Source organism: Reyranella sp. (assembly GCF_965249915.1).
Taxonomy (GTDB): domain Bacteria; phylum Pseudomonadota; class Alphaproteobacteria; order Reyranellales; family Reyranellaceae; genus Reyranella.
This window is the reverse complement of record NZ_OZ252257.1, coordinates 2,051,398-2,074,661: the sequence shown is the minus strand read 5'-3', so window position 1 is coordinate 2,074,661 and position 23,264 is coordinate 2,051,398. Positions and strand designations below refer to the sequence as shown.

The window sequence follows — 23,264 nt, the reverse complement described above, 5'->3', positions numbered from 1 at the left end:
CAAGGACGGAAGGCGGCAGTGCCGGCCGTATGTCACTCAGGCTCGATGCCGGCGACCTTCATCATCTCGCGATAGAGTTCGATCTCGGCGACCATGATCCGGCGCATCTCGTCGGGGGAGCAGGGCGCGATCTCGGAGCCGCCCTGCGCCTGGCGCTCGACATAGGCGGGGTCGGTGATGGATGCGAGCATGGCCTCGCGGAGCCTCGCCATCACGGGCTGCGGCACGCCGCGCGGCATGAGGATGCCGGTCCAGGTCATCAGTTCGAAGTCCGGAATGCCCTGCTCGATCAGGGTCGGGATGTCTGGAGTGAGCTTGTAGCGCCCACGGCTGCCGACGCCGAGGCAGCGCACGGTACCCGCCTTGACCTGGGGCAGGCTGGTCACCGGGTCGGCGAAGCACAACTGGACATGGCCGGCCATCGTGTCCTGCAGGGCCGCCGGTGTGCTCTTGTAGGGCACATGGAGCATGTCGATGCCGGCCTTGGCCTTGAGCAGCTCGCCCGAGATTCGCGTCGAGGCACTGCCCGAGCCGAAGTTGATCCGGCCCGGCTGGCGCTTGCACAGGGCCACGAACTCGGCAGCCGTATTTGCCTCGACCTTGGGATTGACGATCATGAATACCGGCGCGCGGCCGATGATCGTGACCGGTTCGAAGTCCTTCAGCGGATCGTAGGGCAGGGACTTCATCAGCGCGACGTTGGACGCCGCCGCGGTGTTGGAGCAGACGAAGATCGTCTGGCCATCCGGCTTGGCCTTGGCCGCCACTTCGGCCGCGATCGCCCCGTTGGCGCCCGGCTTGTTCTCGACGACGGCCGGGACACCGAAAGCCTTGTTGAGGCCTTCGGCGATATTGCGGGCGCTCTGATCGGTCGCCGACCCTGGGCCGAACGGCACGATGATACGAATCGGGCCGTTCGGGAAAGTATCTGCCTTCGCCGCGCCTCCGAGAGACAGCGCGGCTGCGCCGACGATCAGGGAGCGGCGACGCAAGGTGTGCCTCCTGCCTAGCGGCGCCACCAGCCGCGCTTGGGCTTCTCCGGCGGCGCATCGATCACGGGGACCGGCGGCGGAGCCGGCGCGGGGGCGGGTTCCGGTTCGGCGATGGCGATCGGCTGGGGAGCCGAGGCAACCACGGGTTCGGGCGCCGGCGGAGGCGGCGGCGCCGCTTCGACGTTCACCGGCGGGCCGGGATCGTAGGGCGCGCGTTCCACCGGCATGTGCTCGACCGGCATGCTTTCCATGGGAGCCGTCAGCGCGGGGGGCGCCTCGTGGCTGCCGTTTTGTTCGTCGGTGTCGTGGCCGTTCTCGGCACGTCCCTCATCCTGGGAGTCGGCGTAGGCTTCGCTGCCGGACGCCTGGCCTTCGCCCTGCATCGGCTCGCCTTCACCGTTCTCGCGGCGCCGGCGGCGGCCACCACGGCGACCACGGCGGCGGCGGCTGCCGTTTGCGCCCTGATCGCCATTGCGCTCGCCGTCGGGGCGCTCGCCCTCGGCGCTGCCCTCGTCAGCGCTTACGCCATCGGCATCGCCGTTGGGCGCATTGTCCTCGGCGTCATAGTCGTCTGCGCCGTTGTCGCGCGGCTCATGGGAGCGTGGCTCGTCGCCCTCACGGACTTCGGTCGTCGCAGCCTGCGGATGGGAGGCGCTCTCGCCGTCTTCACGGCCGTTGCCGCCCGTCCCGTTGCTGCCCGTGGCGCTGCTGCCGCCACGGCGACGACGGCGGCTCCGGCTCCGGCTGCGGCTGCGCGGGCGGCCTTCGCCGTCCTCGCCACCGCCGCGCTCCTCGTCGCGTTCGCCGCGCTCTTCACCCTCTCGTTCTTCGACGCCGTCGGCCTCGTGGTCCGCGGCCTCGTCGCCGGACGCTTCCTCATAGGTGGCGCGCGCCAGTTCGGGGGCCGGCCGGTCGGCGCTGCGATGATCGTCGCGGCGCGAACGCACGCGTTCGATCTCGCAATCGGCAGCATGAAGCTCGTCGTCGGCCTCGATGATCACGGTGAAGCCGTAGCGGTGCTCGATCTCCGACAGCGAATGGCGCTTCTGGTTGAGCAGGTAGAGCGCGACGTTGGGCGGCACGCTGACGGCGATCTCGCTGGACCGGCGGCGCACGCCTTCCTCCTCGATCGCGCGCAGCGCGTGGAGCGCGGCGGACTCGAGCGAGCGGATGCGGCCGCTGCCCGCACAGTGCGGGCAAACCTCGGTCGAATGCTCCAGCAGGCTGGGGCGCAGTCGCTGCCGCGACATCTCGAGCAGGCCGAACGCCGAGATGCGTCCGATCTGGATGCGTGCGCGGTCGGTGCGCATCGAATCCTTCACCTTGTGCTCGACCTGGCGCTGGTGGCGCGTCTCCTCCATGTCGATGAAGTCGATCACGATCAGGCCGGCGAGGTCGCGCAGGCGGACCTGGCGGGCGATTTCCTCGGCCGCCTCGAGGTTGGTGCGCAGCGCCGTCTCCTCGATGTTCCGTTCCTTGGTCGAACGGCCCGAGTTGACGTCGATGGCGACCAGCGCCTCGGTCGGATTGATGACGATATAGCCGCCGGAGCGGAGCTGGACCGTCGGCGAATGCATCGCATCGAACTGGGCTTCCACCTGGTAGCGGTGGAAGAGGGGGATCGGCTCCCGGTAGAGTTCGACCTTGTTGGCCTGATGCGGCACGAGCTGGCGCATGAACTCGGCGGCGCCCTGGAAGCCCGCCTCGCCCTCGACCAGGACCTGGGCGATGTCGGTGTCGTAGATGTCGCGCAGCGACCGCTTGATCAGATCGCCTTCCTCGTAGATCAGCGCCGGCGCCGTCGAGCGCATCGTGATCTCGCGGATCGAATCCCAGAGGCGCGACAGGTATTCGTAGTCGCGCTTGATGTCGATGTTGGAGCGCTCGAGGCCCGCGGTGCGCAGGATCACGCCCATGCCCTGCGGCACGTCGAGGTCGCTCAGGATTTCCTTCATCCGCTTGCGATCGGACGGATTGGAGATCTTGCGCGAAATGCCGCCGCCACGACCGGCGTTGGGCATCAGCACGCAGTAGCGACCGGCCAGCGACAGGTAGGTGGTGAGGGCGGCGCCCTTGTTGCCGCGCTCTTCCTTGACGACCTGCACCAGCAGGATCTGCCGGCGCTTGATGACCTCCTGGATCTTGTACTGGCGGATCGGGTTGCGGCGGCGGCGCTCGCGCGTCTCGCGCTCCTCGACCACCACCTCGTCGCCGCCCAGCGTCTCGACCGTGACGTCGGGTTGCGGCGCCTCGGACGGATCGGCCGCTTCGGATGCGGCGGCCTCGCCGTTTTGCTCGACCGGCGGCACGGATGCCGGCTCGTCGCCCGCGGGAGCGGCGGATGTCTCACCGTCGGCCGCAGCTTCGCTCGCCGGTTCGGCGGCCGGAGCTTCGGCGGTCTCGACATGGACCGGGCCGTCGAGACGCTCCACGGGGATTTCCGCAGCCTGGGTCTGCGGCTCGGGCTCGCGGACCGGTGCTTCCTCGGACGCAACGGCTTCGGCAGGAGCCCCCTCGGGGGCGGGTGCCTCGGCCGCGACGGCTTCCGTCTCGGTGGTCGGTGCAGCCTCGGGGGCGGGCTCGTTCTCCGCGGCCTCACTCGTGGCTTCGCCAGCAAGGGGCTGTTCGACGACGATCGCGGCCTCGCGCGCCTCGGCGCGGGCCTCGTCGATGTCGGTTCGATCGACCCGGTTGCTGCGGCGCGGTTCGTCTTCCTCGGCCTCGTCGTGCAGGCGATGCTGCTCGGCGATCAGCCGTTCGCGATCGGCGACGGGGATCTGATAGTAGTCGGGATGTATTTCCGAGAAGGCCAGAAAGCCGTGTCGGTTGCCGCCATATTCGACGAAGGCCGCCTGCAGCGACGGCTCTATGCGAATGACCTTCGCGAGGTAGATGTTGCCCTTGAGGGGCTTGCGGCTCGCGGTTTCGAAGTCGAATTCTTCAAGTCTCGTTCCATCGACCACAACGACCCGGGTTTCTTCGGGGTGAGTTGCATCGATGAGCATACGCCTTGCCATGGGCTCGCTCCGAGGCGTCCGATCCCAACCGGTGCGAGCGACCGGCGGCCATGCCGCCTCCGTCGTGCGAGGGGAGCGCCGCGTCATCGACCCGTCGAACGGCCAACTCCGGCCAAGACGGGGAAGCTTCGCGCCGCCGGACCACGACAGGGTCCTGCCAACCTCGAGTTTCCTGATAGCCACCGCCTGCCTGACAGTCTCTCCGCAGACCGGCCGCGCCCCCATTGTCTTTGCAAGGGCGCGAGCCCAGCCTGGCTCGGAAACTGCCGTCGGAGCGCGACCCTAAGGCGCGCTACGAACGACGGCGACTGCTCGCGCACGCAACATACGGGGTTGCAAACGGGCCGACAATCAAAAGATTGTGTCTCTTGAATTGGTCCTTTTAAGTTATTGAAACAATTTGATATTATGGGGCTTCTTCTGGTATCGCTTTAACAATATTCAAATTAATTTCATCCCTTTCTGCATTGGCGTTTGCCATGTCCGACTTCCGTCGTCGCCATCTGCTCGCCGTTCTGGCCGGCGTGAGCGTGCTTGGAATGGGCTCGCGCGGCGCCCTGGCCGCTCCGTCCAAGAGGCGTACCAAGTCTGTAGGAAAGCCGACGCCGCCCGTCCCGATGGACAAGCCGAAGCTGGTCTTCCTCGACCCCGGCCATGGCGGGCGCGATCCGGGCGCTCTGGGCGGTCGCGGTACGCAGGAAAAGAGTGTGGTTCTCGCCATCGCCCGGGATCTTCAGCGTGAGCTGTTGGCCGGTAACCGTTATCGAGTCCTGCTTTCGCGCAACACCGACAGCTATGTGGCTTTGCGCGAGCGTGTCGCGCGGGCCCAAGCAGCCAAGGCCGACCTGTTCCTGTCGCTCCATGCCGATGCCCATAGCGACCACGATGTACGCGGCGCGTCGGTCTACACGCTCTCGGAGGAGGCAACCGATCGCGAGGCGGCGGCCCTGGCCGCCCGCGAGAACCGCGCCGGGACAGTCGTTTCGGGCATGAGGCTGTCGGACCAGCCGGACAACGTCGCGCAAACCCTCGTCGCCATGAGCCAGCGCGGGACGGTCAACGATTCGCGGCGGCTGGCCGACACCGTCGTCGCCACCTTTGCCCGCAACGGCGTGCGTCTGCTGCCACGGACGCACCGGCAGGCCGGCTTTGCCGTGCTGACTTCGCCCGATATCCCGGCAGCGCTGGTCGAGTTGGGGTATCTCTCGAATTCGCAGGACGAAAAACTGCTGACCGTGCGGCAGCACCAGATGGCGCTGGCCCGGGCGCTTCGGGCCTCGGTGGATGCCTATTTTGGGGTGGGCGCCATAAGAAAGGCATAAGTCTTGGCCATCCTGCGACATTGAAGGCCCTCTGGGCGCCGCGTAGAAAGTGACCGTGCTCAACTTCATCAAGATCTGTCTGGCTTTCGCCACCGCCGCCCTCATCGTCGGCACCGGCACCGTCGCAGGCCTGTTCTGGCATTTCAGCCATGGGCTGCCCGACCACAAGCAACTCGCCGATTACCAGCCGGCGACCCTGACCCGGCTCTACGCCGCGGACGGCAAGCTCCTGGCCGAATATGCGCGCGAGAAGCGCATCTTCGTGCCGGTCGCCGCCATGCCCAAGCGCGTGCTCGAAGCCTTCGTCGCAGCCGAGGACCAGCGCTTCTTCACCCATCCCGGCATCGATTTCATCGGCGTCGTGCGCGCCATGGTCGCCAATGTCGCCAATCCGGGCAAACGGCCGGAGGGCGCGTCGGGGCTCACGCAGCAGGTCGCCAAGAACTTCCTGCTCACCAACCAGGCGACGCTCTCGCGCAAGATCCGGGAGGCCATCCTCGCTTTCCGCATCGAGGAGACCTACTCCAAGGAGCGCATCCTCGAGCTCTATCTGAACGAGATCTATCTCGGCTCCGGCAATTACGGCGTAGCCCAGGCCGCGCTCAATTACTTCGACCGGTCGCTCGACGAGCTGTCGCTGTCGGAGATCGCCTATCTCGCGGCGCTGCCGAAGGCGCCGAACCGCTACAACATCGTGCGCAACGAGAAGGAAGCCTACGCCCGCCGCGACTACGTCCTCCATCGCATGGCCGAGGACGGCTACATCACCGCCGCCGAGGCGCAGGCTGCCAAGGCCGAGAAGTTGCAGTATCGCCGCCGCAGCACGACCGAGGTCGCGCAGGCCGACTTCTTCGCCGAGGAAGTGCGCCGCAATCTGATGGCGGCCTATGGCGAGAAGGGCCTCTACGAGGGCGGTCTCACCGTCAGCACGACCCTCGATCCGGCTATCCAGGCCGTCGCAGACAATGCTTTGCGCGAGGGGCTGATCGCCTATGACCGCCGGCACGGCTGGCGCGGACCCTACGCCAAGATTCCCGACATGACCGTCTGGGAAGAAGAGTTTGCCCGCCTCGTTCAGCGGCGGCCGCTGGCCGGCCCGCCGGCCTGGCAGCTCGCGGTCGTCAGCAAGGTCGACGCGCAGTCGGTCCAGCTCGTCGGACTTCCGGACGGCGGCGAGGGCACCGTGCCGTTTGCCGAGATGACCTGGGCCAGGCCGACCCTGCAGAACCAGACGCTGGGCGCCGCGCCGCGCGGCCCGCGCGACGTCGTCTCGGTGGGCGACGTCATCGTCGTCGAGAAGGTCGAGAAGCCGGCAGGCACGGGCGCCAAGCCGTACCCGCCCAAGACCTATGCGCTGCGTCAGGTGCCGAACGTCGAGGGTGGCGTCGTGGTGATGGACACCCAGGCCGGCCGCGTGCTGGCCATGTCGGGCGGTTGGTCCTACGGGCGCAGCCAGTTCAACCGCGCCGTCCAGGCCGCCCGCCAGCCGGGTTCGGCCTTCAAGCCGTTCGTGTACCTCGCGGCGATGGATGCAGGGTTCACCCCGGCTTCGATCGTGCTCGATGCCCCGTTCGTCTACGACCCGGGCTACGGCCAGCCGCTGTGGACGCCGAAGAACTACGGCGGCGACATGCTGGGGCCGACGACCGTCCGCCGGGGCCTCGAACTGTCGCGCAACCTGATGACGGTGCGCATGGCGCAGCAGATCGGCATGAAGCGCGTCGTCGACGTCGCCAAGGAGTTCGGCGTCACCGATCACATGGGCGCCTACCTGCCGATGGCGCTGGGCGCCGGCGAGACGACGCTGCTGCGCATGACGATGGCCTACGCGATGCTGGCCAACGGCGCGCTCGAGATCACGCCCTCGCTGGTCGATCGCGTGCAGGATCGCAACGGCAAGACGGTCTATCGCCACGAACCGCGGACCTGCCGTGGCTGCGGCGAGACCGAAGGCAGGACCACACCGGCGGCGCCGGAACTGGTCGATTCGCGCAAGCCATTCCATGATCCGGCGTCGGTCTACCAGGTCGTCAGCATGATGCAGGGCGTGACGACCCGTGGCACCGCCGGTCGTCTGGCCGCACTCGGCCGTCCAATCGCCGGCAAGACCGGCACGACGAACGACGCGCACGACAACTGGTTCCTGGGCTCGACGCCGGACATCACCATCGGTGTCTATATCGGCTTCGACGAGCCGCGGACGCTGGGCTCGCAGGAGACCGGCGGCGGCAACTCCGTGCCAATCTACGAGGCGATCGCCAAGGAGATCTTCAAGGGCAAGCCGCCGACACCGTTCCGCGTGCCGCCGGGCCTGCGCATGGTCCGCTTCAGCTACGAGGGCGGGACGATCGACGAAGTCTTCAAGCCGGGCACCGAGCCGGGTTCGGAAGGCTATATGGTCACACCGCTTGACGGATCGGCCCCATATTCCGCTATAGACCCCACGCAGGGCCCGCAGCAGGCGGGCAGCCCCCGGCGTCCGGGTCTCTCGGGCACCGGCGAGACGTATTAGTCAGTTCGAAACGGATCCGTAATGCGCGCCGAAGCCCAAGCGATGGTGAACGAGATCGAGGAGTCGCTCGAACTCCTCAGGAGGCGTCTTTGACTACGACCGTGCGGTCGTACGTCTCGACGAACTGAACGCGCGCGCCGAGGATCCGGCGCTGTGGAACGATCCGAAGGAAGCCGAGAAGGTGATGCGCGAGCGCACCAAGCTCGAATCCTCGATCGGTGCGATCAAGCGCCTGCGCGCGGCGGTCGACGACAATGTCGGTCTGATCGAGATGGCCGAAGCCGAGAAGGACGAGGCCACCATTGCCGAGTGCGAGAGAGCGCTGCGTGAGGCCACGGGCGAGGCCAAGGCGGCGCGTCTGGAGACGCTTCTCTCGGGCGAGGCCGACGCCAACAACGCCTATATCGAGATCAACGCCGGTGCCGGCGGCACCGAGGCGCAGGACTGGGCCGAGATGCTGGCCCGCATGTACACGCGCTGGGCCGAGCGCCGCGGCTACAAGGTGAGCTGGCTCGAGGAGAGCGCGGGCGAAGAGGCGGGCATCAAGTCGTGCGCCTACAAGGTCGAAGGTCCCAATGCCTATGGCTGGCTGAAGACCGAGAGCGGCGTGCACCGGCTGGTGCGCATCTCGCCGTTCGACGGCAATGCCCGGCGCCAGACTTCGTTCGCCTCGGTCTGGGTCTATCCCGAGGTCGACGACAACATCGAAATCGAGCTGGTCGACAAGGACCTCCGGGTCGACACCTATCGCGCCTCGGGCGCGGGCGGCCAGCACGTCAACAAGACCGACTCCGCGGTGCGCATCACCCATCTGCCGACCGGCATCGCCGTGGCCGTGCAGCAGGAGCGCTCGCAGCACCAGAACCGCGCCAAGGCGATCCAGATGCTGAAGGCGCGCCTCTATGAGGTCGAGCTGCAGAAGCGCGAAGCCGAGCGCCTGGAGGCCGAAGCCAGCAAGACCGACATCGGCTGGGGTCACCAGATCCGCTCCTACGTGCTGCAGCCCTACCAGATGGTGAAGGACCTGCGCACCAACGTGGAGCGGTCGGACCCGCAGAAGGTGCTCGACGGCGACCTCGACGAGTTCATGGCCGCTTCGCTCGCCGCCCGGGTGGGCGAGGGCAAGGACAAGGAAGCCGCGTAAAGACCAGGAGCCGAGTATGCCGGGTATGTGGTTCGTTTTCGAAGCCGAATATGAGATCGAGGACCGCCGCGCCAACTGGAACAAGCCGGTGCCGGAGACGATCGCCTGGCACGGTCCCTACGCGACGGAGAAGGAAGCCGACGACGTGGCTCTCGCCCGCATGTGGTCCAAGATCGACCTGTACGCCCACAAGGCGCGCACCGTCGACATGACCGTCAAGGTCTGACGCTTCATCGGAGCGCGCCACTCCAGTGGCGCTCATAATCTTGCCAGGTCGAGGAAGCTTGAGCGCAACTGGAGTTGTGCGCTCCAGTTCTATCTCACTGCGTCGAAGCTAGCTGGTCCGTCGATTGCATCTCCGCCGGGATAGAAGGCGGAGGAAATTCTTGGCGGCGTCGCGGTTCCATCTCGGCTGGTTTCTCGGCAACAGTTTCGGCGTGCACGGCTGGAACCAGCCCTGGTCGGGCATCGACGCGCGCGACTGGGCGCAGCCTGATCTCCACATAGAACTGGCCAAGGCGCTGGAGCGCGCCTGTTTCGACTGCCTGCTGCTCGAGGACTCGGTCTTCGTCCCGGACAACTACGGCTGCTCGATGGATTTCTATCTCAGGCGGGCTCTGCGCGCGCCGAAGAACGATCCGCTGCCGCTGGTGCCGCTGATCGCGCAGGCGACGCGACATCTCGGCATCGTGCCGACCATTTCCACCAGCTTCTATCCGCCCTTCCTGCTGGCGCGCCTGATCGCGACGCTCGACCTGATGTCGAAGGGGCGGGTCGGCTGCAACTTCGTGACCTCGACCGCCGAGCGCGCGGCGCAGAATTTCGGCCTGGACGCGCATCTCGAACACGACCTGCGCTACGAGATGGCCGACGAGTTCGTCGAGCTGGCGACGAAGCTCTGGTCGTCGTGGGACGCCGATGCCGTGGTGATGGACGAGACGGGCGGCACGTTCGTCGATCCGGCAAAGGTTCGTGCCATCGATTTCAAGGGACGCTTCTTCTCCTCGCGCGGGCCGCTCAATACGGCGCAGCCGCCGCAGGGCCGGCCGGTGCTGGTTCAGGCCGGCGGCTCGCCGCAGGGCAAGGCCTTCGCCGCCCGGCACATGGACATCGTGATCGCGGCCCTCGGCACGGTCGCGGAGATGAAGGCGTTTCGCGACGACATGCGGCAGCGTCTCATGGCACTGGGCCGCGATCCCGACAGCTGCAAGGTGCTGTTCGTCGTTGCCCCGACCTTGGGCGAGACCGACGAGGAGGCGCAGGATCGCGTGCGACGTCGGCAGGCCCAGCGCGAGGCCGCGCCCGAGGTGACGCTCGCGATGATGGGCAGCCTGACCGACATCGACTTTTCGACCTTCGATCTCGATGCGCCGCTGGCCGAGCTCACGACCAACGGGCAGCAGGGCACCTTGAAGCGCTTCCTCGCGCAGGGGAGTACGCTGCGCGAGGTTGCGAGCAACTACAGCTTCGGCTTCGAGCATCCGGTGGTCGGAACGGTTCGGCGCGTCGCCGATGTGATGGAGGAGGCGATGGAGCAGGTGGGCGGCGACGGCTTCATGTTCAGTGGCCCGCTCAGCCGTCGTTACGTTGCGGAGATTACGGACGGGCTGGTGCCGGAACTGCAGCGGCGCGGCCTGGTTCGCACAGCGTACGCGCACGCGCATTTCCGCGACAATCTGTTTGCTTTCTGAAGGCGGGGCGGCACTCTCGAACGGAGCATCGCCGGAGCCACCTCATCGCCAGCCCTCTCTACGTCGCGCTCGGCGCCATGACGGTGCAGCAGACCTTCGCCACCCTGGGCCGGTCGACGGGCCACAAGGGCCGGCATCCCGAGGACGCGCTGGCCGGCATCGCGGAGACGATCCCGCCGCTGGGCGCGCTGAAGGACCTCTATCTGGCGCAGGCGCCGGGCCCGCGCCAGAGGGCCATCTTCGAATCGCTGATCAACAGCCGTCTCTACCACGCCGGGGCGGCCTCCGCCGGATCATTGCGGCGATGCCGCCGCCGACCGCCAGAATGGAGACCTACCGAGCGCTCGGCCAGGCCGCGGTACTGCATGCGTTGAGCGCCACGCTCGACGGCCCACGAGAACGGCTCGCCGGTCTCGTCATTAGCGCGCCCTTCGCGGGTCGCCTGTTCGAGGTTCTGCCGCGCTGCGGCTACACCGAAACCGCCGAATTTTTTCAAGGCCTTATCAAACGACCCGCTTGCAAGTTCAAAGTCCGGCTCATCAGTAACTCGAGGGCTCGCTTCTCACAGGAGAGATGTCTTTGGGAACATTTGACGCCCCTGGCGATGACACTGCCTATCCCTCGTCGTCGTCGGCCCTCTTGCCGCATGCCTTGTCGCGGCCATTGAGCACCGATCAGCCGGAGGGCTGACCCCACGGCGTAACTGCAGACCGTCGCATCGACCGGGTCGAACGCGCCGAAATCACCAGAACCAACGAGCACGCTGACCGGGGCTGTCCGGGCGTCGGAGCCGCTTTCGTCTGCGAGGCGGCACGCGACGGCAGGAGCGCCCTCCAGGCCCCGATCGGCGCTGAACGGAGACGAACATGGCAAGCATCATGACAGATGGGCTGCTCTCGGCAGCGCCTGCCGCGGACCCATGGCCGCGTCACGAGCTAGGCGACGACAGCGCACTCGGCCTCCAGGCCGACGAGATGTTCGCGCGCCAGCTCGACACCCGGTTCGCGGGCGAGGTGCGCGGTCTGGTGACCGATCCGGCGACCGGTCTGGCGAGCAAGGACCCGGAGGAGGCGCTGGCCGGGATCGGCGAGACCACCCGGCTTCTCGGCGCGCTGAAGGAAACCTATCTGGCGCAGGCGATCGGCCCGCGCCAGAAGGCGCTGCTCGAACCGGTGATCGACCGGCGTCTCGAGCGCGCCGGCGGCGACCTCGGGCGGATCGTGGAGCAGGCTGCGTCGGCGCTGGACGACCGCATCGTTGCCGAGCGCCTCGCCGACCTGGCGCGTGACGCGACGCTGTCCTGGCAGGACCCGACCCATCTGCGCACGCTGGGCCGCGCCGCGGTGGGCGAGCTGCGTTACCAGGGCGAACGAAAGGGCTGGGACGCGGGCCGGACCGACACGGCGGTGCGCACCGGCCTGAGCGATCTCTATGCGGGCGCGGTCGAAGCCGCGATCGGCCAGGACCCCGAGCGCGCGGCGAAGCTCTATGACCACGCGCGCGACGTGATCCAGCCGGAGCGGCAGGCCGCGGTCGAGCGCAAGATCGAACGGGCGCGCGAAGAGCGGCGTGTGACGGAGATCGTCGGCGGTCTGGCCGACACGCCGGACGATCCAACGCGCCGCCCGGACCTCGACGACTACCAGGCGCGTGCCGCCGAACTGACACCGCCGGACGCCTCGCCCGAGGTGTGGGCGCAGGTCGCCCGGATGGCGCGGATCGAACAGGCGCGCGCCGACCGGGCGTGGCAGGCGACGCGGGGCCGCGCGGCCGCAAGCGCGCTCGACTGGCTGGGAGAGAATCCCGCCGCACCGCTGATGGCGATGCCTGCGGAGCTGCGCGACGGGTTGAGCCAGGAGCAGATGGAAGCGCTCGACCGGACCGCCATGAACGACGGCCGCGTCGTCACGGACCGCGACCTTTACGACAGGCTCGATGACCTGGCCGTGCGCACCCCGGAAGACTTTGCCGGCCTCGACCTCACGCAACACCGGCTGTCGCTCGGCGACAGCGACTACAACCGACTGACCAAACTCCAGCAGGCTCTCGCCGAAGGCAAATCCGATCCCACCTTCAAGCGCCACCGTCTCGGCCGCCTGTTCCTTGCGGAAGGATTACGCAAAGCCAACATTGATCCCGCCGGGCCAGAGGTCCGGCACATGCGGCAACGGCTCGACACGCTTTTAGGTGCCTTCGAGGTGGTCGAAGGTAGACCGCCGACGATGGCCGACATTCGCGGCCTCGTGAGCGACGTGCTGCCGCGCGCGGAAGGCGATCCGGCTGAGGCGCCTCCGCTGGAGGCCGTCGATGCCGCATCGCCACCCCAACCCAGCAACGAAGCGGTGGCCGCAGAATCGACAGGCACCGACCCGATAGAAGCAATACCCCCGACGCCCCCAGAGCCCGAGGTCACGCAGTTTGACGACGGCACCAGGCTGGTCACGCGCCGTGGCGTAGATACCGAACGTGGCAAGGCCGATGTCACGGAAGCCTACGACGAGCAGCACCGCATCATCTCGACCGATGCCACCTTCGCCGATGGCTATCGTGTGGAAAGCCGGCGGTCTTATCCCGTCGAAGGCCACTGGTCGCAAGTAGATACCGTACGCGACTCCGACGGCAACACGCTGGGCACGATCACCACGACGTTCGACGGTGAGTGCGCGACGCGCACTGTCGAGCCGACGGACGGAGCGCCACAGACCGACATCCGGGACAAGGACGGTCCCGTGGCGACGGCGCAGAACGTCTCGCCCGCGTTGGCCATCCCCTTCCTGCTGGAGTTCGCGGCGATCGGGGCAGCGATTATCGGAAAGGCGATAGGCGACACGATCGCCCGCCAGGGCACGGCCGGCGTTTTCAGCGGCAGCGAAATGGCTGGCCCAACCAACGGGAAGCCGGGCACAGGCCACAACGGCCCACCGGAGCCGATCGACGAGGAGCAGCCGGTCGACAAGGGCAAATCCTCGCCTTGGCCGCCTTTTGGGGCACCGGTGCCGCCAAATACTCTCAGAGAAGACGAGCACAAAGCTCCCGCTGTGGTCAGTCCGGGAATTCCGCCACCCGAAGGGCCCAACCACAAGAAACTCCACGCCATTGCTAGCTGGCTGGCCGATAAGCACCTCCAGGCCGGCACGGGCAAGTACCCGGGCGCCGACGGCATCGACACGGCCATCGGAGTCCGACTTGATCCCCGCGTCGGCGAACCGGCGGCAGGGCGCGATTACCTGCCGGACCACCCGAGCCATCGCAAGGGATTGGAGGGAGAGTACGGGCTGGCTAACGACATCGCGCGGCATTTCCCAGACCACACGGTGATCGATTTCGGCAGGAAGGCGGGCCAGCGAGGGCCGGACGTGATCTCGGTCGACCGCGACGGCGAGATTCACTTCTGGGATTCCAAATGGCGTAGCTCGGACATCTCGATTAGCCCGAGCGGGCGGGCGCATCAGACAAAGCAGTCATTCGAGGGTGCTCGAGAGCATGCGGAATGCAGCATACAAGCTGCGATGACGAGCGGACACTTGTTGCCCGAAGCCGGTGCCAAGGCGCTGAAGAATTTGAAAAGCGGGAACATGACCATCGTCACGGTGGGTACTGGAAGCGCGCGCAAGGGCGTGGTTGAACAAATCGTGGGCGGCGAACGCGCCGTTGTCTATCCAGAGCGGAGGCCCTGATGCCGAGAGTTTTCGAACCTGAAAAAAGGCGCCAATTCTATCTGGATTTCCTTCTGCAGATTGCGATGGATTTCGAACCGGAAAAAACCGGCCCGTTCAATCGAGCAGGCTATATGGCAAGTACGCTAAATTACCTGATTCAGGCTCACTTGCTAGGTCTGCGCGACCGGGTACTGTCGACGGCGCAGGCGCTCGTGGCCTGGATGGAGGTACAAACGGCGCCGCCAGAGGGCAAGGATACCGACGAATCCTTTGATACCTATCAATGGTGGCAGACGCTGGGCCTGTGCAAGTGGCTGATCGACGGCGATCCGGCGGTGGCCGAGTTCGGCCGCGCGAGCGAAGCTGATTGGCGGCAGTGGAATCAGTTCGACCGCCTCGAGCCGAACGGCGCGAAGCTGCTGATGCGGGAGGGACTCGAACTTGCGCTGCCGCTCAACCTGGCGGCGCGACGTTATGGCGTCGGCCTGAAGCTCTGTCAGGAAGCCGGACTCACCACCAAGCCTTCGTCGGCACCGGCCATCGTGCGGGCGGAACTGATGTACGGGCAATGGGCCTGCCGTCATCTCGCCGACGGTGGCAAGCCCGATGCGGCCTATGTCGCCAAGGGTGAGGAGATGCTGCGCAACGTCATGTCGGAACGCTTCATCGGGAACGGCTATTACACAAGGATGGCGATGTGGCTGAAGGCGATCTACCACGACAGCGGCGTCACGCGGACGCCGGAGGAGACCATCCTCAAGGCCTACGATACTATGACCGGTGTCGAGAAGCCTACGTTCGCAAAGATCTGACGTTGGGCGAGCAACTGTAGCAGTGGAGGACGATGACGGCGAGCCAGGCGATGGCAATCGGTGCCGCACTTTTTCAAGGCCTTTTCAAACGACTCACTTGCACTTTCAAAGTCCGGTTCACCAGTAACTCAAAGGCTCGCTTCTTATAGGAGAGACGCCTTGGGGATTATTTGATGGCAGTGGCGGTGGTGCCGCCTATTCGCAATGATATGCCAAGCGAGCCCTACGGCTTGGATCCGCGAGTCAAACGGTGGATCGAACGCGGCCATTCAGCGCGAAAAGTGGCGCCATCACTCCCGCCGTCCCCGACAATTTGTCCAACTCCAGTCGATCATGATGATGGTCGCGACAACGGCGACGGGCAGATAATGACACGCAAGCCCGGGAAGGCCACCCTTGACCACTGCAAGCATCCAATCTTCTGCAACGTCGTGCTCAAGCCCATCGATCTCGGCCGTTGAACTAGGCTAATCTGGTATGCGTTCGACATCTCTCCGGCCTGCACAACAGGGGGGGGGAGTCTAGATACGTGTTTTGAAATGCGTGTATCCTTGGGCAAGGTATCGTCGACCATGAACAACATTGCTTCCTTCGCCGCCGGTTACAGCGAGGCGCGCGACAAGTTTCTGGCGGCGGCCAGGCTCGCCGACGCCCGGACCTTTCGCTACGACAATCCGACCAAGGGCCCGAAGGGTGAGTCCCTGTCGACGGACGTCGCCTGGGTCGGGCCGGCGGATGCCTCGAAGGTGATGGTGACGATCTCGTCCACGCATGGCGTCGAGGGCTATTGCGGTTCGGGTTTCCAGGTCGACTGGCTGGCCTCGGTCGGCGCTTCGGGACTGCCCAAGGGAACCGCGGCGCTGTTCGTGCACGCGATCAATCCCTACGGCTTCGCCTGGACGCGGCGCGTGACCGAGGAGGGCAACGACCTCAACCGCAACTATGTCGACCATTCCAAGCCCTATCCGGTGAACGAGGGGTATCTGGAGATCGCCGATGATCTCGTGCCGGCGGATTTCAGCGACGCGGGGCGGGCGGCGGCCGATGCCCGGCTGGCGACGTATCGCCGGAAGGTGGGCGACGTGGAGTTCTTCCGCGCGGTCTCGGGCGGGCAGTACAGCCACGCCGACGGCATGTTCTTCGGCGGCGGCGGCGCCTCCTGGTCGAACCGCACCCTGCATGCCATCGTCGACCGCTATCTCAAGGGCCGCGAGGACGTGGCGGTGGTCGACTTCCATACCGGCCTCGGCCCCTACGGCTACGGCGAGCCGATCACGCATTACGACATCGGCACCGGCGGCTCGCGCCGGGTGCGCAATTTCTGGGGCGAGTCGGTCACCGAATCGAAACGAGGGCAGACGGCCTCGCAGGCGCGCGACGGGCTCGGCCATTACGGCCTGAACCGCGTGCTCAAGGAGCCTCAGACCCGGCTCACCATGTGCACGCTGGAATACGGCACCTTCGATCGCGAGAGCGGCCAGAAGGCGTTCCGCGCCGACCACTGGCTGCACAAATATGGCGATCCGCTGGGCAAGGAGGCCGAGGCCGTGCGCAAGGCGATGCGCCGCCAGTTCTATCCGGAGACCGACGACTGGAAGGAGGCCGTGCTGTTCCGTGGCCACCAGGTCGTGCGCCAGGCCATCGCCGGCCTTCAGCGCGGCCCGCTCTAGCTTTTGGGGACAAGCCCTCGAAAAGCCATACGCCCGCTCAGCGATCCTGCTACAAGCCTCCCCATGCGTGCACTCGTGGCGCTGCTGGCTTTCGCGGTCGTGGCGGCTCTCAATTTCCTGTGGTGGTGGGTTCCGAACCGGCCGGTGGATATCGCCGGCTGGAGCGCTGCGCCTCTCCAGAGCGTATCCTTCGCCCCCTACCGGCCGGGCCAGAGCCCGCTCACCCGAACCTTTCCCACACCGGACCAGATCGAATCGGATCTGAAGCGCCTGCAGGGCAAGGTGGGGGCGGTGCGCACCTATTCCTCGGGGGAGAACCTAGAGACGGTGCCGCAGCGCGCCGGCAAATACGGGCTCAAGGTCTGGCACGGCGCCTGGCTGAACAACAACGAGAAGGAAAATCTCGAGCAGATCAACCTGCTGATCGACCATGCCAACAAGTACAAGGACACGGTCGAGCGGGTGATCGTCGGCAACGAGGTGCTGCTGCGCAAGGATCTCACGGCCAACGAGCTGCGCCGCTACATCCGGCAGGTGAAGCAGCGCGTGACCCAGCCGGTGACCTACGCCGACGTCTGGGAATTCTGGCTGCGCAACCCGTCGCTGGCCGACGAGGTCGATTTCATCACCATCCACATCCTGCCGTACTGGGAGGACGAGCCGATCGGGCTCGACCGCCGCGAGGCCGACGGCCAGCTCTCGATCGAGAAGCACCTGGTCGACATTTACAAGAAGGTCCAGGCGCGCTTTCCCGGCAAGAAGATCGTCATCGGCGAGACCGGCTGGCCGAGCGACGGCCGCATGCGTTCCGACGCGCGGCCGGGCCGTGTCGAGCAGGTGAAGTACTTCTCGATCTTCCGCGGCGCCGCCGAGCGGGAAGGGTTCGACTACAACGTCATCGAGGCGTTCGACCAGTACTGGAAGGCCCGGCAGGAGGGCACCGTGGGTGCCGAATGGGGCCTGCTGGACGCCCAGCGGCACGACAAGTTCGAACTGGGCAAGCCGGTGAGGGCAGAGCCGCACTGGCAGATCCTGTTCACGATTTCGACGATCGCCGGCGCCCTGCTGGTGCTCGCCTATGTCAGCCGACGCAAGGGCGGCGACTGGAAGGGCATCTGCCTCTTCGCCTTCTTCGCCCAGCTCGTGGCGACCTGCTACGTGCAGGCGACATGGGTCGACCTGACCCGCAATTTCTACTTCGAGAAGACCCTCGGCATCGCCTTCTGGGCGATCCTGCTGGCCCTCTTCAGCTACGCCCTGCTGCGGGGCATCGCCGACAGCCTGACCGGACGAATGGCCGACCCGTCGCTCTACGGCGCGCGTGTTCGCGACTCCTGGCGGGCCTGGCGCGAGCTGCCGCGCTACCGCATCGTCCAGCGCGCCGACCTGATGGCGCAGATGCTCTATCTCGTCCTCACGCTGCTCTGCATCTTCTACCTGATCGTGATCAGCATCGACTGGTACGACGGGGTGATCCGCATCGGCGACTGGTTCCGCCAGATCGCGATCGACGGCCGCTACCGCGATTTCCCGATGTGGAGCTTCGTCATCCCGAGCATCGTGCTGATGCTGTGGAAGACGACCACCATCCTGCGCACCGATCCGGTCGTGCGCGATCATCGCGTCGCCAAGGCGCTCTCCTTCGGCCGCCTGCTGGGCTACGACGGCAGCCGCGGCTCCGTTCGGATGGACCGGCGGATGAGCCGGTTCGCGCCCGTACTCCCCGAGATCGTGCTGGCCTCGATGCTGGTCTTCTGGGCCGTCGTCCTGGTCATCACCGAAGGGGCGATCAAGCTGCATGATGGCGGCGCCGGCGGTTTCGTGTCGGCCGATGGCGGCCGCTGGGTCATCCGCACCTTGCTCTGGAACACCCAGGCCAACTGGTTCGCGTTCATGGCGCTGCTGATGGCCGTGCCCTATATCGCCACCATCTATGTCTCCGTACGCGAGCCTCTGGCAGAATTGCCGCCGGACTCCTATACGAACAAATGGTAGGCGCTGAGCCGGGAGTTGCGAGATGGAAATCAAGGGCGAGTACAGGATTGCGGCATCGCGGGAGAAGGTTTTCGCGGCGCTGAACGACCAGGCCATTCTGCAGGCCTGCATTCCGGGATGCGAATCGCTGGAGATGCTTTCACCCACCGAGATGACGGCCAAGGTGCGCCTGCGCATCGGGCCGGTGAGTGCTGCGTTCTCGGGCAAGGTGACGCTCTCCGACATCGATCCGCCGAACGGCTACCGGATCTCCGGTGAAGGGCAGGGCGGGGTCGCGGGCTTCGCCAAGGGCGGCGCCGTCGTGGCCCTCACGGAAGATGGCGGTGATACGATCCTGAAATACGAGGTCGATGCCCAGGTCGGCGGCAAGATCGCCCAGGTCGGTGCCCGCCTGATCACCGGTACGGCCAAGAAGCTGGCCGATCAGTTCTTCGGCAAGTTCGCCGAAAGCGTCGGCGCTCCGCCGCCCGTCGCGGCCGCGTGATGACGATGCCGACGTCGGGCCCGTCAGGCGATCCGCCGCCTCCGGTGCCGTCTGCTGCAGTGCAGCGCGGATTTCGTCACTGGACCGTCATCGGTGTCGGCGCCGCCGTGCTGATCCTTGTCTTTCTTGCGAGTCGTTAGCAGTTAGCGACCGTAACTTGCAATTCCCTTGACCGCCACGTGAAGGGCTTGCGAGAGTCGTGGGCAATGCCCGGCGGCCGCGCATAGCCGCAGCCGCGCGAACCAATACGTGAGGGGAGATTGAGTATGACCATTTCCGTCGCCATGACCGTCAACGGCAAGTCCGTCTCGGGCAAGGTCGAGGCGCGCACGCTGCTGGTTCAGTTCCTGCGTGAACATCTCGGCATGACCGGCACCCATGTCGGCTGCGACACCAGCCAGTGCGGCGCCTGCGTCGTCCACGTCGACGGCCAGTCGGTGAAGTCCTGCACAATGCTCGCGGTCCAGGCCGAGGGCGCGCAGGTCACGACCATCGAAGGTCTGGCCCCGAGCGCCGACAAGCTGCACCCGATGCAGGAAGCCTTCCGCGACAATCATGCCCTGCAGTGCGGCTTCTGCACCCCCGGCATGGTGATGAGCGCCATCGACATGGTGAAGCGCCACAACTACGTGCTCGACGAGGCCACGGTGCGCCGCGAGCTCGAAGGCAATCTCTGCCGTTGCACCGGCTACCACAACATCGTGAAGGCAATCCTGGCCGCTGCGCCGGCTATGAAAACCGCAGGGGTGTAAGCCATGACCTCCGCCACCGGAATCGGTGCCCGCGTCCCGCGTACGGAAGACAAGCGCTTCCTCACCGGGACCGGTCGCTATGTCGACGATCTGCCCCTCGCCCGGGCGACCTACGCGTATTTCCTGCGTTCGCCGCATGCCCATGCGAAGATCAAGAGCATCGACATTTCGGCAGCGGAGAAGAGTCCTGGCGTCGTCAACATCTTCACCGGCAAGGATCTTGTCGACGCCAAGGTGGGCGGCCTGATCTGTGGCTGGGTGGTGAAGGACAAGCACGGCGAGCCGCACAAGGCGCCTCCGCACCCGGTGATGGCGGTCGATACCGTGCGTTACGTCGGCGACACCGTCGCCATGGTCGTGGCCAACAGCCATGACGAGGCCAAGGATGCGGCCGAGGCGATCAAGGTCGACTACGAGGTGCTTCCGGCCAGCGTCGACCTCGCCAGGGCGTTCGACAAGGACGCCCCGCAGGTCCACGCCGAGGCGCCGGGCAACCTGATCTACGACTGGGAGATCGGCGTGAAGGCCGATGTCGAGGCGGCGTTCGCCAAGGCGGCGCACGTCACCAAAATGGACATCGTCAACAATCGGCTGATCCCGAATGCGATGGAGCCGCGCGCCGCGGCGGCCGAGTACGACAAGGGCACGGGCAACTACACGCTCTGGTCGACCTCGCAGAACCCGCATGTGCTGCGCCTGATCCTGTCGGCCTTCGTGCTGGGCATTCCCGAGCACAAGCTGCGGGTCATCGCGCCTGACGTCGGTGGCGGCTTCGGCAGCAAGATCTTCTGCTACGCCGACGAGACGCTGGTCTGCTGGGCAGCCTCACGGGTCGGCCGGCCGATCAAGTGGACCGCCGAGCGCAGCGAGTCGTTCCAGACCGACTGCCATGGTCGCGACCACGTCACCCACGCCGAACTTGCTCTCGACAAGGAGGGCAAGTTCCTGGCCCTCAAGGTCGAAACGATCGCCAACATGGGCGCCTACCTGTCGACCTTCTCGACGGCGGTCCCAACCTATCTCTATGCGACCTTGCTGGCCGGCCAGTACACGACGCCGCTCATCTATGCCAACGTCAAGGCGGCGGTGACGCACACGGCGCCGGTGGATGCATATCGCGGCGCCGGTCGCCCGGAGGCGACTTTCGTCATCGAGACGATCGTCAGCAAGGCGGCAGCCGAACTGAAGATGGATCCGGCCGAGCTGCGCCGGAAGAACTTCATCCCGACGACGGCCTTCCCGTATCAGACGCCGGTGGCGCTGCAGTACGATTCGGGCAACTACCCGCCGATCATCGACGAGGCAATGAAGATCGCCGACTATCCGGGCTTCGAGGCCCGGCGGGCCGAGGCCAAGGCGCGCGGCAAGCTGCGCGGCATCGGCTTCTCGTCCTACATCGAGGCCTGCGGCCTCGCGCCGTCGCAAGTCGTAGGCTCACTGGGTGCCGGCGTCGGCCAGTGGGAATCGGCACAGATCAAGTTCAACCCGACCGGCAATGTCCAGGTCATGACCGGGGCGCACAGCCACGGCCAGGGACACGAGACCACCTTTGCCCAGCTGATCCACGACAGGCTGGGCGTGCCGATGGACCAGATCGAAATCGTCCACGGCGATACCGCGACCACGCCCTTCGGCATGGGCACCTACGGCAGCCGTTCGCTGGCCGTCGGTGGATCGGCGATCATGAAGGCGACCGACAAGATCATCGCCAAGGGCAAGAAGATCGCGGCGCATCTGATGGAAGCCGACGTGGCCGACGTCGTGTTCGAGGACGGCACCTTCAAGGTGGCGGGCACGGACAAGAACGTGCCGCTGGCCCAGGCGGTGTTCGCCGCCTACGTGCCGCACAACTACCCGCACGCCGATCTCGAGCCGGGCATGGACGAGAACGCCTTCTACGATCCGGCGAACTTCGTCTATCCGTCGGGCACCCAGATCTGCGAGGTCGAGATCGATCCGGAGACCGGCATCGTCGAGGTCATCGCCCATACCGCGGTCGACGATTTCGGCAACATCATCAATCCGATGATCGTCGAGGGCCAGGTCCATGGCGGCATCGTCCAGGGTGTCGGCCAGGCGCTGTTCGAAGGTGCGGTCTACGACAAGGCGACGGGCCAGCTGCTGAGCGGCTCGTTCATGGACTATACGATGCCGCGCGCCGACAACTTCCCGTCGTTCAAGCTCGGCTACAAGGTCACCCCATGTCCGCACAATCCGCTGGGCGTGAAGGGATGCGGCGAGGCGGGGGCCATTGCGGCGCCCGCGGCCGTGATGAACGCGGTTCACAACGCGCTGGCGCCGATCGGCGTCAAGCACGTGGAAATGCCCGCCACGCCGCTCAACGTGTGGCAGTCGATCCAGGGCGCCCAGCACGCGGCGGCCGAGTAAACGGAGGAAATCCAGATGTACGATTTTGCCTATCATCGTCCGAAGTCGGTTGCCGACGCGATCGCCCTGCTCAAGGGCAATGAAGAAGCCCGCCCGATGTCGGGCGGCATGACCCTGATCCCGACGCTGAAGCAGCGTCTGGCGCGGCCGAGCGACGTCGTCGATCTCGGCGGTCTCAAGGAACTGGCCGGCATCAAGATCGAAGGCGACACCGTCGTCATCGGCGGCATGACCAAGCATGGCGACGTCGCGACATCGGCCGACGTGAAGAAGGTCATTCCGGCGCTGGCCGACCTGGCCGGCCATATCGGCGATCCGCAGGTCCGCAACCGCGGCACGATGGGCGGCTCGGTCGCCAACAACGATCCGGCGGCCGACTATCCGGCGGCCGTGGTGGCGCTGAATGCCACGGTGATCACCAACACCGGCAAGCATTCGGCCGACGCCTTCTTCAAAGGCCTGTTCGAGACGGCGCTGGGCGAGGGCGAGATCATCACCGCCATCAGCTTCCCGAAGGCCGAGAAGGCCGCGTACATGAAGTTCCCGAATCCGGCCTCGCGCTACGCGATGGTCGGCGTGTTCGTCGCCAAGACGGCGGCGGGCGTGCGCGTCGCGGTCACAGGCGCCGGCCCCAGCGTCTTCCGGGTGAAGGCGATGGAAGAGGCGCTCTCCAAGAACTTCTCGTCGGACGCCATCAAGGACATCAAGGTGCCGGCCGACGGCCTGAACAGCGATATCCACGGTAGCGCCGAATATCGCGCCCACCTGGTCGGCGTGATGGCCCGCCGCGCGGTCGACAAGGCCAACAAGTAGCGGTGCCCCGTTT

The 23,264-nt window shown here is 66.2% G+C and carries 16 protein-coding genes; 14 read left to right on the top strand and 2 right to left on the bottom strand.

What is annotated here, in order from left to right:
* Positions 1 to 32: 32 nt before the first annotated feature.
* Both ACP15H_RS10340 and ACP15H_RS10335 read right to left on the bottom strand, forming a co-directional pair.
* Positions 33 to 992, bottom strand: coding sequence for a Bug family tripartite tricarboxylate transporter substrate binding protein (locus ACP15H_RS10340; RefSeq protein WP_425066101.1), 960 nt, complete (start codon positions 990 to 992; stop codon positions 33 to 35).
* 14 nt (positions 993 to 1,006) lie between these two features.
* On the bottom strand, positions 1,007 to 4,009 hold the full coding sequence (locus tag ACP15H_RS10335) for an Rne/Rng family ribonuclease (protein ID WP_425066100.1): 3,003 nt from the start codon (positions 4,007 to 4,009) through the stop codon (positions 1,007 to 1,009).
* A gap of 479 nt (positions 4,010 to 4,488) precedes the next feature.
* Here ACP15H_RS10335 and ACP15H_RS10330 point away from each other — a divergent pair, with 479 nt between their 5' ends.
* From ACP15H_RS10330 to ACP15H_RS10265, 14 genes are all read left to right on the top strand, one after another.
* On the top strand, positions 4,489 to 5,331 hold the full coding sequence (locus ACP15H_RS10330) for an N-acetylmuramoyl-L-alanine amidase family protein (RefSeq protein WP_425066099.1): 843 nt from the start codon (positions 4,489 to 4,491) through the stop codon (positions 5,329 to 5,331).
* A gap of 55 nt (positions 5,332 to 5,386) precedes the next feature.
* On the top strand, positions 5,387 to 7,843 hold the full coding sequence (locus tag ACP15H_RS10325; protein WP_425066098.1) for a penicillin-binding protein 1A: 2,457 nt from the start codon (positions 5,387 to 5,389) through the stop codon (positions 7,841 to 7,843).
* A 21-nt stretch (positions 7,844 to 7,864) separates the two neighbouring features.
* A protein-coding gene (gene prfB / locus ACP15H_RS10320) for a peptide chain release factor 2 (protein WP_425066097.1) occupies positions 7,865 to 8,987 on the top strand; the annotation gives its coding sequence in 2 pieces (ribosomal slippage) (positions 7,865 to 7,933 and positions 7,935 to 8,987; 1,122 coding nt in all).
* A gap of 25 nt (positions 8,988 to 9,012) precedes the next feature.
* Positions 9,013 to 9,213, top strand: a complete 201-nt coding sequence (locus ACP15H_RS10315) for a hypothetical protein (RefSeq protein ID WP_425066096.1) — start codon at positions 9,013 to 9,015, stop codon at positions 9,211 to 9,213.
* Positions 9,214 to 9,373: 160 nt separating this feature from the next.
* A complete protein-coding gene (locus ACP15H_RS10310) occupies positions 9,374 to 10,678 on the top strand; it encodes an NtaA/DmoA family FMN-dependent monooxygenase (RefSeq protein WP_425066095.1) in 1,305 nt (434 codons plus the stop codon).
* Positions 10,679 to 10,755: 77 nt separating this feature from the next.
* Positions 10,756 to 11,052, top strand: a complete 297-nt coding sequence (locus tag ACP15H_RS10305; protein ID WP_425066094.1) for a hypothetical protein — start codon at positions 10,756 to 10,758, stop codon at positions 11,050 to 11,052.
* Positions 11,053 to 11,544: 492 nt separating this feature from the next.
* On the top strand, positions 11,545 to 14,355 hold the full coding sequence (locus ACP15H_RS10300; protein WP_425066093.1) for a hypothetical protein: 2,811 nt from the start codon (positions 11,545 to 11,547) through the stop codon (positions 14,353 to 14,355).
* On the top strand, positions 14,355 to 15,149 hold the full coding sequence (locus ACP15H_RS10295; RefSeq protein WP_425066092.1) for a hypothetical protein: 795 nt from the start codon (positions 14,355 to 14,357) through the stop codon (positions 15,147 to 15,149). Before ACP15H_RS10300 ends, ACP15H_RS10295 begins: the two co-directional genes overlap by 1 nt.
* A 572-nt stretch (positions 15,150 to 15,721) precedes the next feature.
* Complete coding sequence (locus tag ACP15H_RS10290) at positions 15,722 to 16,819, top strand: M14 family metallopeptidase (protein WP_425066091.1); 1,098 nt, start codon at positions 15,722 to 15,724, stop codon at positions 16,817 to 16,819.
* Between the two features lie 63 nt (positions 16,820 to 16,882).
* Positions 16,883 to 18,814 (top strand): hypothetical protein, encoded by a 1,932-nt coding sequence (locus ACP15H_RS10285; RefSeq protein ID WP_425066090.1) that lies wholly within the window; start codon positions 16,883 to 16,885, stop codon positions 18,812 to 18,814.
* Positions 18,815 to 18,836: 22 nt separating this feature from the next.
* Positions 18,837 to 19,298 carry an SRPBCC family protein gene (locus tag ACP15H_RS10280; protein ID WP_425066089.1) on the top strand — a complete coding sequence of 154 codons (462 nt, stop codon included), beginning with the start codon at positions 18,837 to 18,839 and terminating at the stop codon, positions 19,296 to 19,298.
* A 266-nt stretch (positions 19,299 to 19,564) separates the two neighbouring features.
* Positions 19,565 to 20,050, top strand: coding sequence for a (2Fe-2S)-binding protein (locus ACP15H_RS10275; RefSeq protein WP_425066088.1), 486 nt, complete (start codon positions 19,565 to 19,567; stop codon positions 20,048 to 20,050).
* A gap of 3 nt (positions 20,051 to 20,053) precedes the next feature.
* Positions 20,054 to 22,438: a xanthine dehydrogenase family protein molybdopterin-binding subunit gene (locus tag ACP15H_RS10270; RefSeq protein WP_425066087.1), complete on the top strand. Its 2,385-nt coding sequence runs from the start codon at positions 20,054 to 20,056 to the stop codon at positions 22,436 to 22,438.
* 15 nt (positions 22,439 to 22,453) lie between these two features.
* A complete protein-coding gene (locus tag ACP15H_RS10265; protein ID WP_425066086.1) occupies positions 22,454 to 23,251 on the top strand; it encodes an FAD binding domain-containing protein in 798 nt (265 codons plus the stop codon).
* Positions 23,252 to 23,264 lie beyond the last annotated feature (13 nt).

Excerpts from the sequence above, each read along its gene's own strand:
- ACP15H_RS10335 (WP_425066100.1), bottom strand. The coding sequence starts at position 4,009 with ATGGCAAGGCGTATGCTCATCGATGCAACTCACCCCGAAGAAACCCGG.
- ACP15H_RS10330 (WP_425066099.1), top strand. The coding sequence starts at position 4,489 with ATGTCCGACTTCCGTCGTCGCCATCTGCTCGCCGTTCTGGCCGGCGTG.
- ACP15H_RS10315 (WP_425066096.1), top strand. The coding sequence starts at position 9,013 with ATGTGGTTCGTTTTCGAAGCCGAATATGAGATCGAGGACCGCCGCGCC.
- ACP15H_RS10305 (WP_425066094.1), top strand. The coding sequence starts at position 10,756 with ATGACGGTGCAGCAGACCTTCGCCACCCTGGGCCGGTCGACGGGCCAC.
- ACP15H_RS10300 (WP_425066093.1), top strand. The coding sequence starts at position 11,545 with ATGGCAAGCATCATGACAGATGGGCTGCTCTCGGCAGCGCCTGCCGCG.
- ACP15H_RS10295 (WP_425066092.1), top strand. The coding sequence starts at position 14,355 with ATGCCGAGAGTTTTCGAACCTGAAAAAAGGCGCCAATTCTATCTGGAT.
- ACP15H_RS10290 (WP_425066091.1), top strand. The coding sequence starts at position 15,722 with ATGAACAACATTGCTTCCTTCGCCGCCGGTTACAGCGAGGCGCGCGAC.
- ACP15H_RS10285 (WP_425066090.1), top strand. The coding sequence starts at position 16,883 with ATGCGTGCACTCGTGGCGCTGCTGGCTTTCGCGGTCGTGGCGGCTCTC.
- ACP15H_RS10280 (WP_425066089.1), top strand. The coding sequence starts at position 18,837 with ATGGAAATCAAGGGCGAGTACAGGATTGCGGCATCGCGGGAGAAGGTT.
- ACP15H_RS10275 (WP_425066088.1), top strand. The coding sequence starts at position 19,565 with ATGACCATTTCCGTCGCCATGACCGTCAACGGCAAGTCCGTCTCGGGC.
- ACP15H_RS10270 (WP_425066087.1), top strand. The coding sequence starts at position 20,054 with ATGACCTCCGCCACCGGAATCGGTGCCCGCGTCCCGCGTACGGAAGAC.
- ACP15H_RS10265 (WP_425066086.1), top strand. The coding sequence starts at position 22,454 with ATGTACGATTTTGCCTATCATCGTCCGAAGTCGGTTGCCGACGCGATC.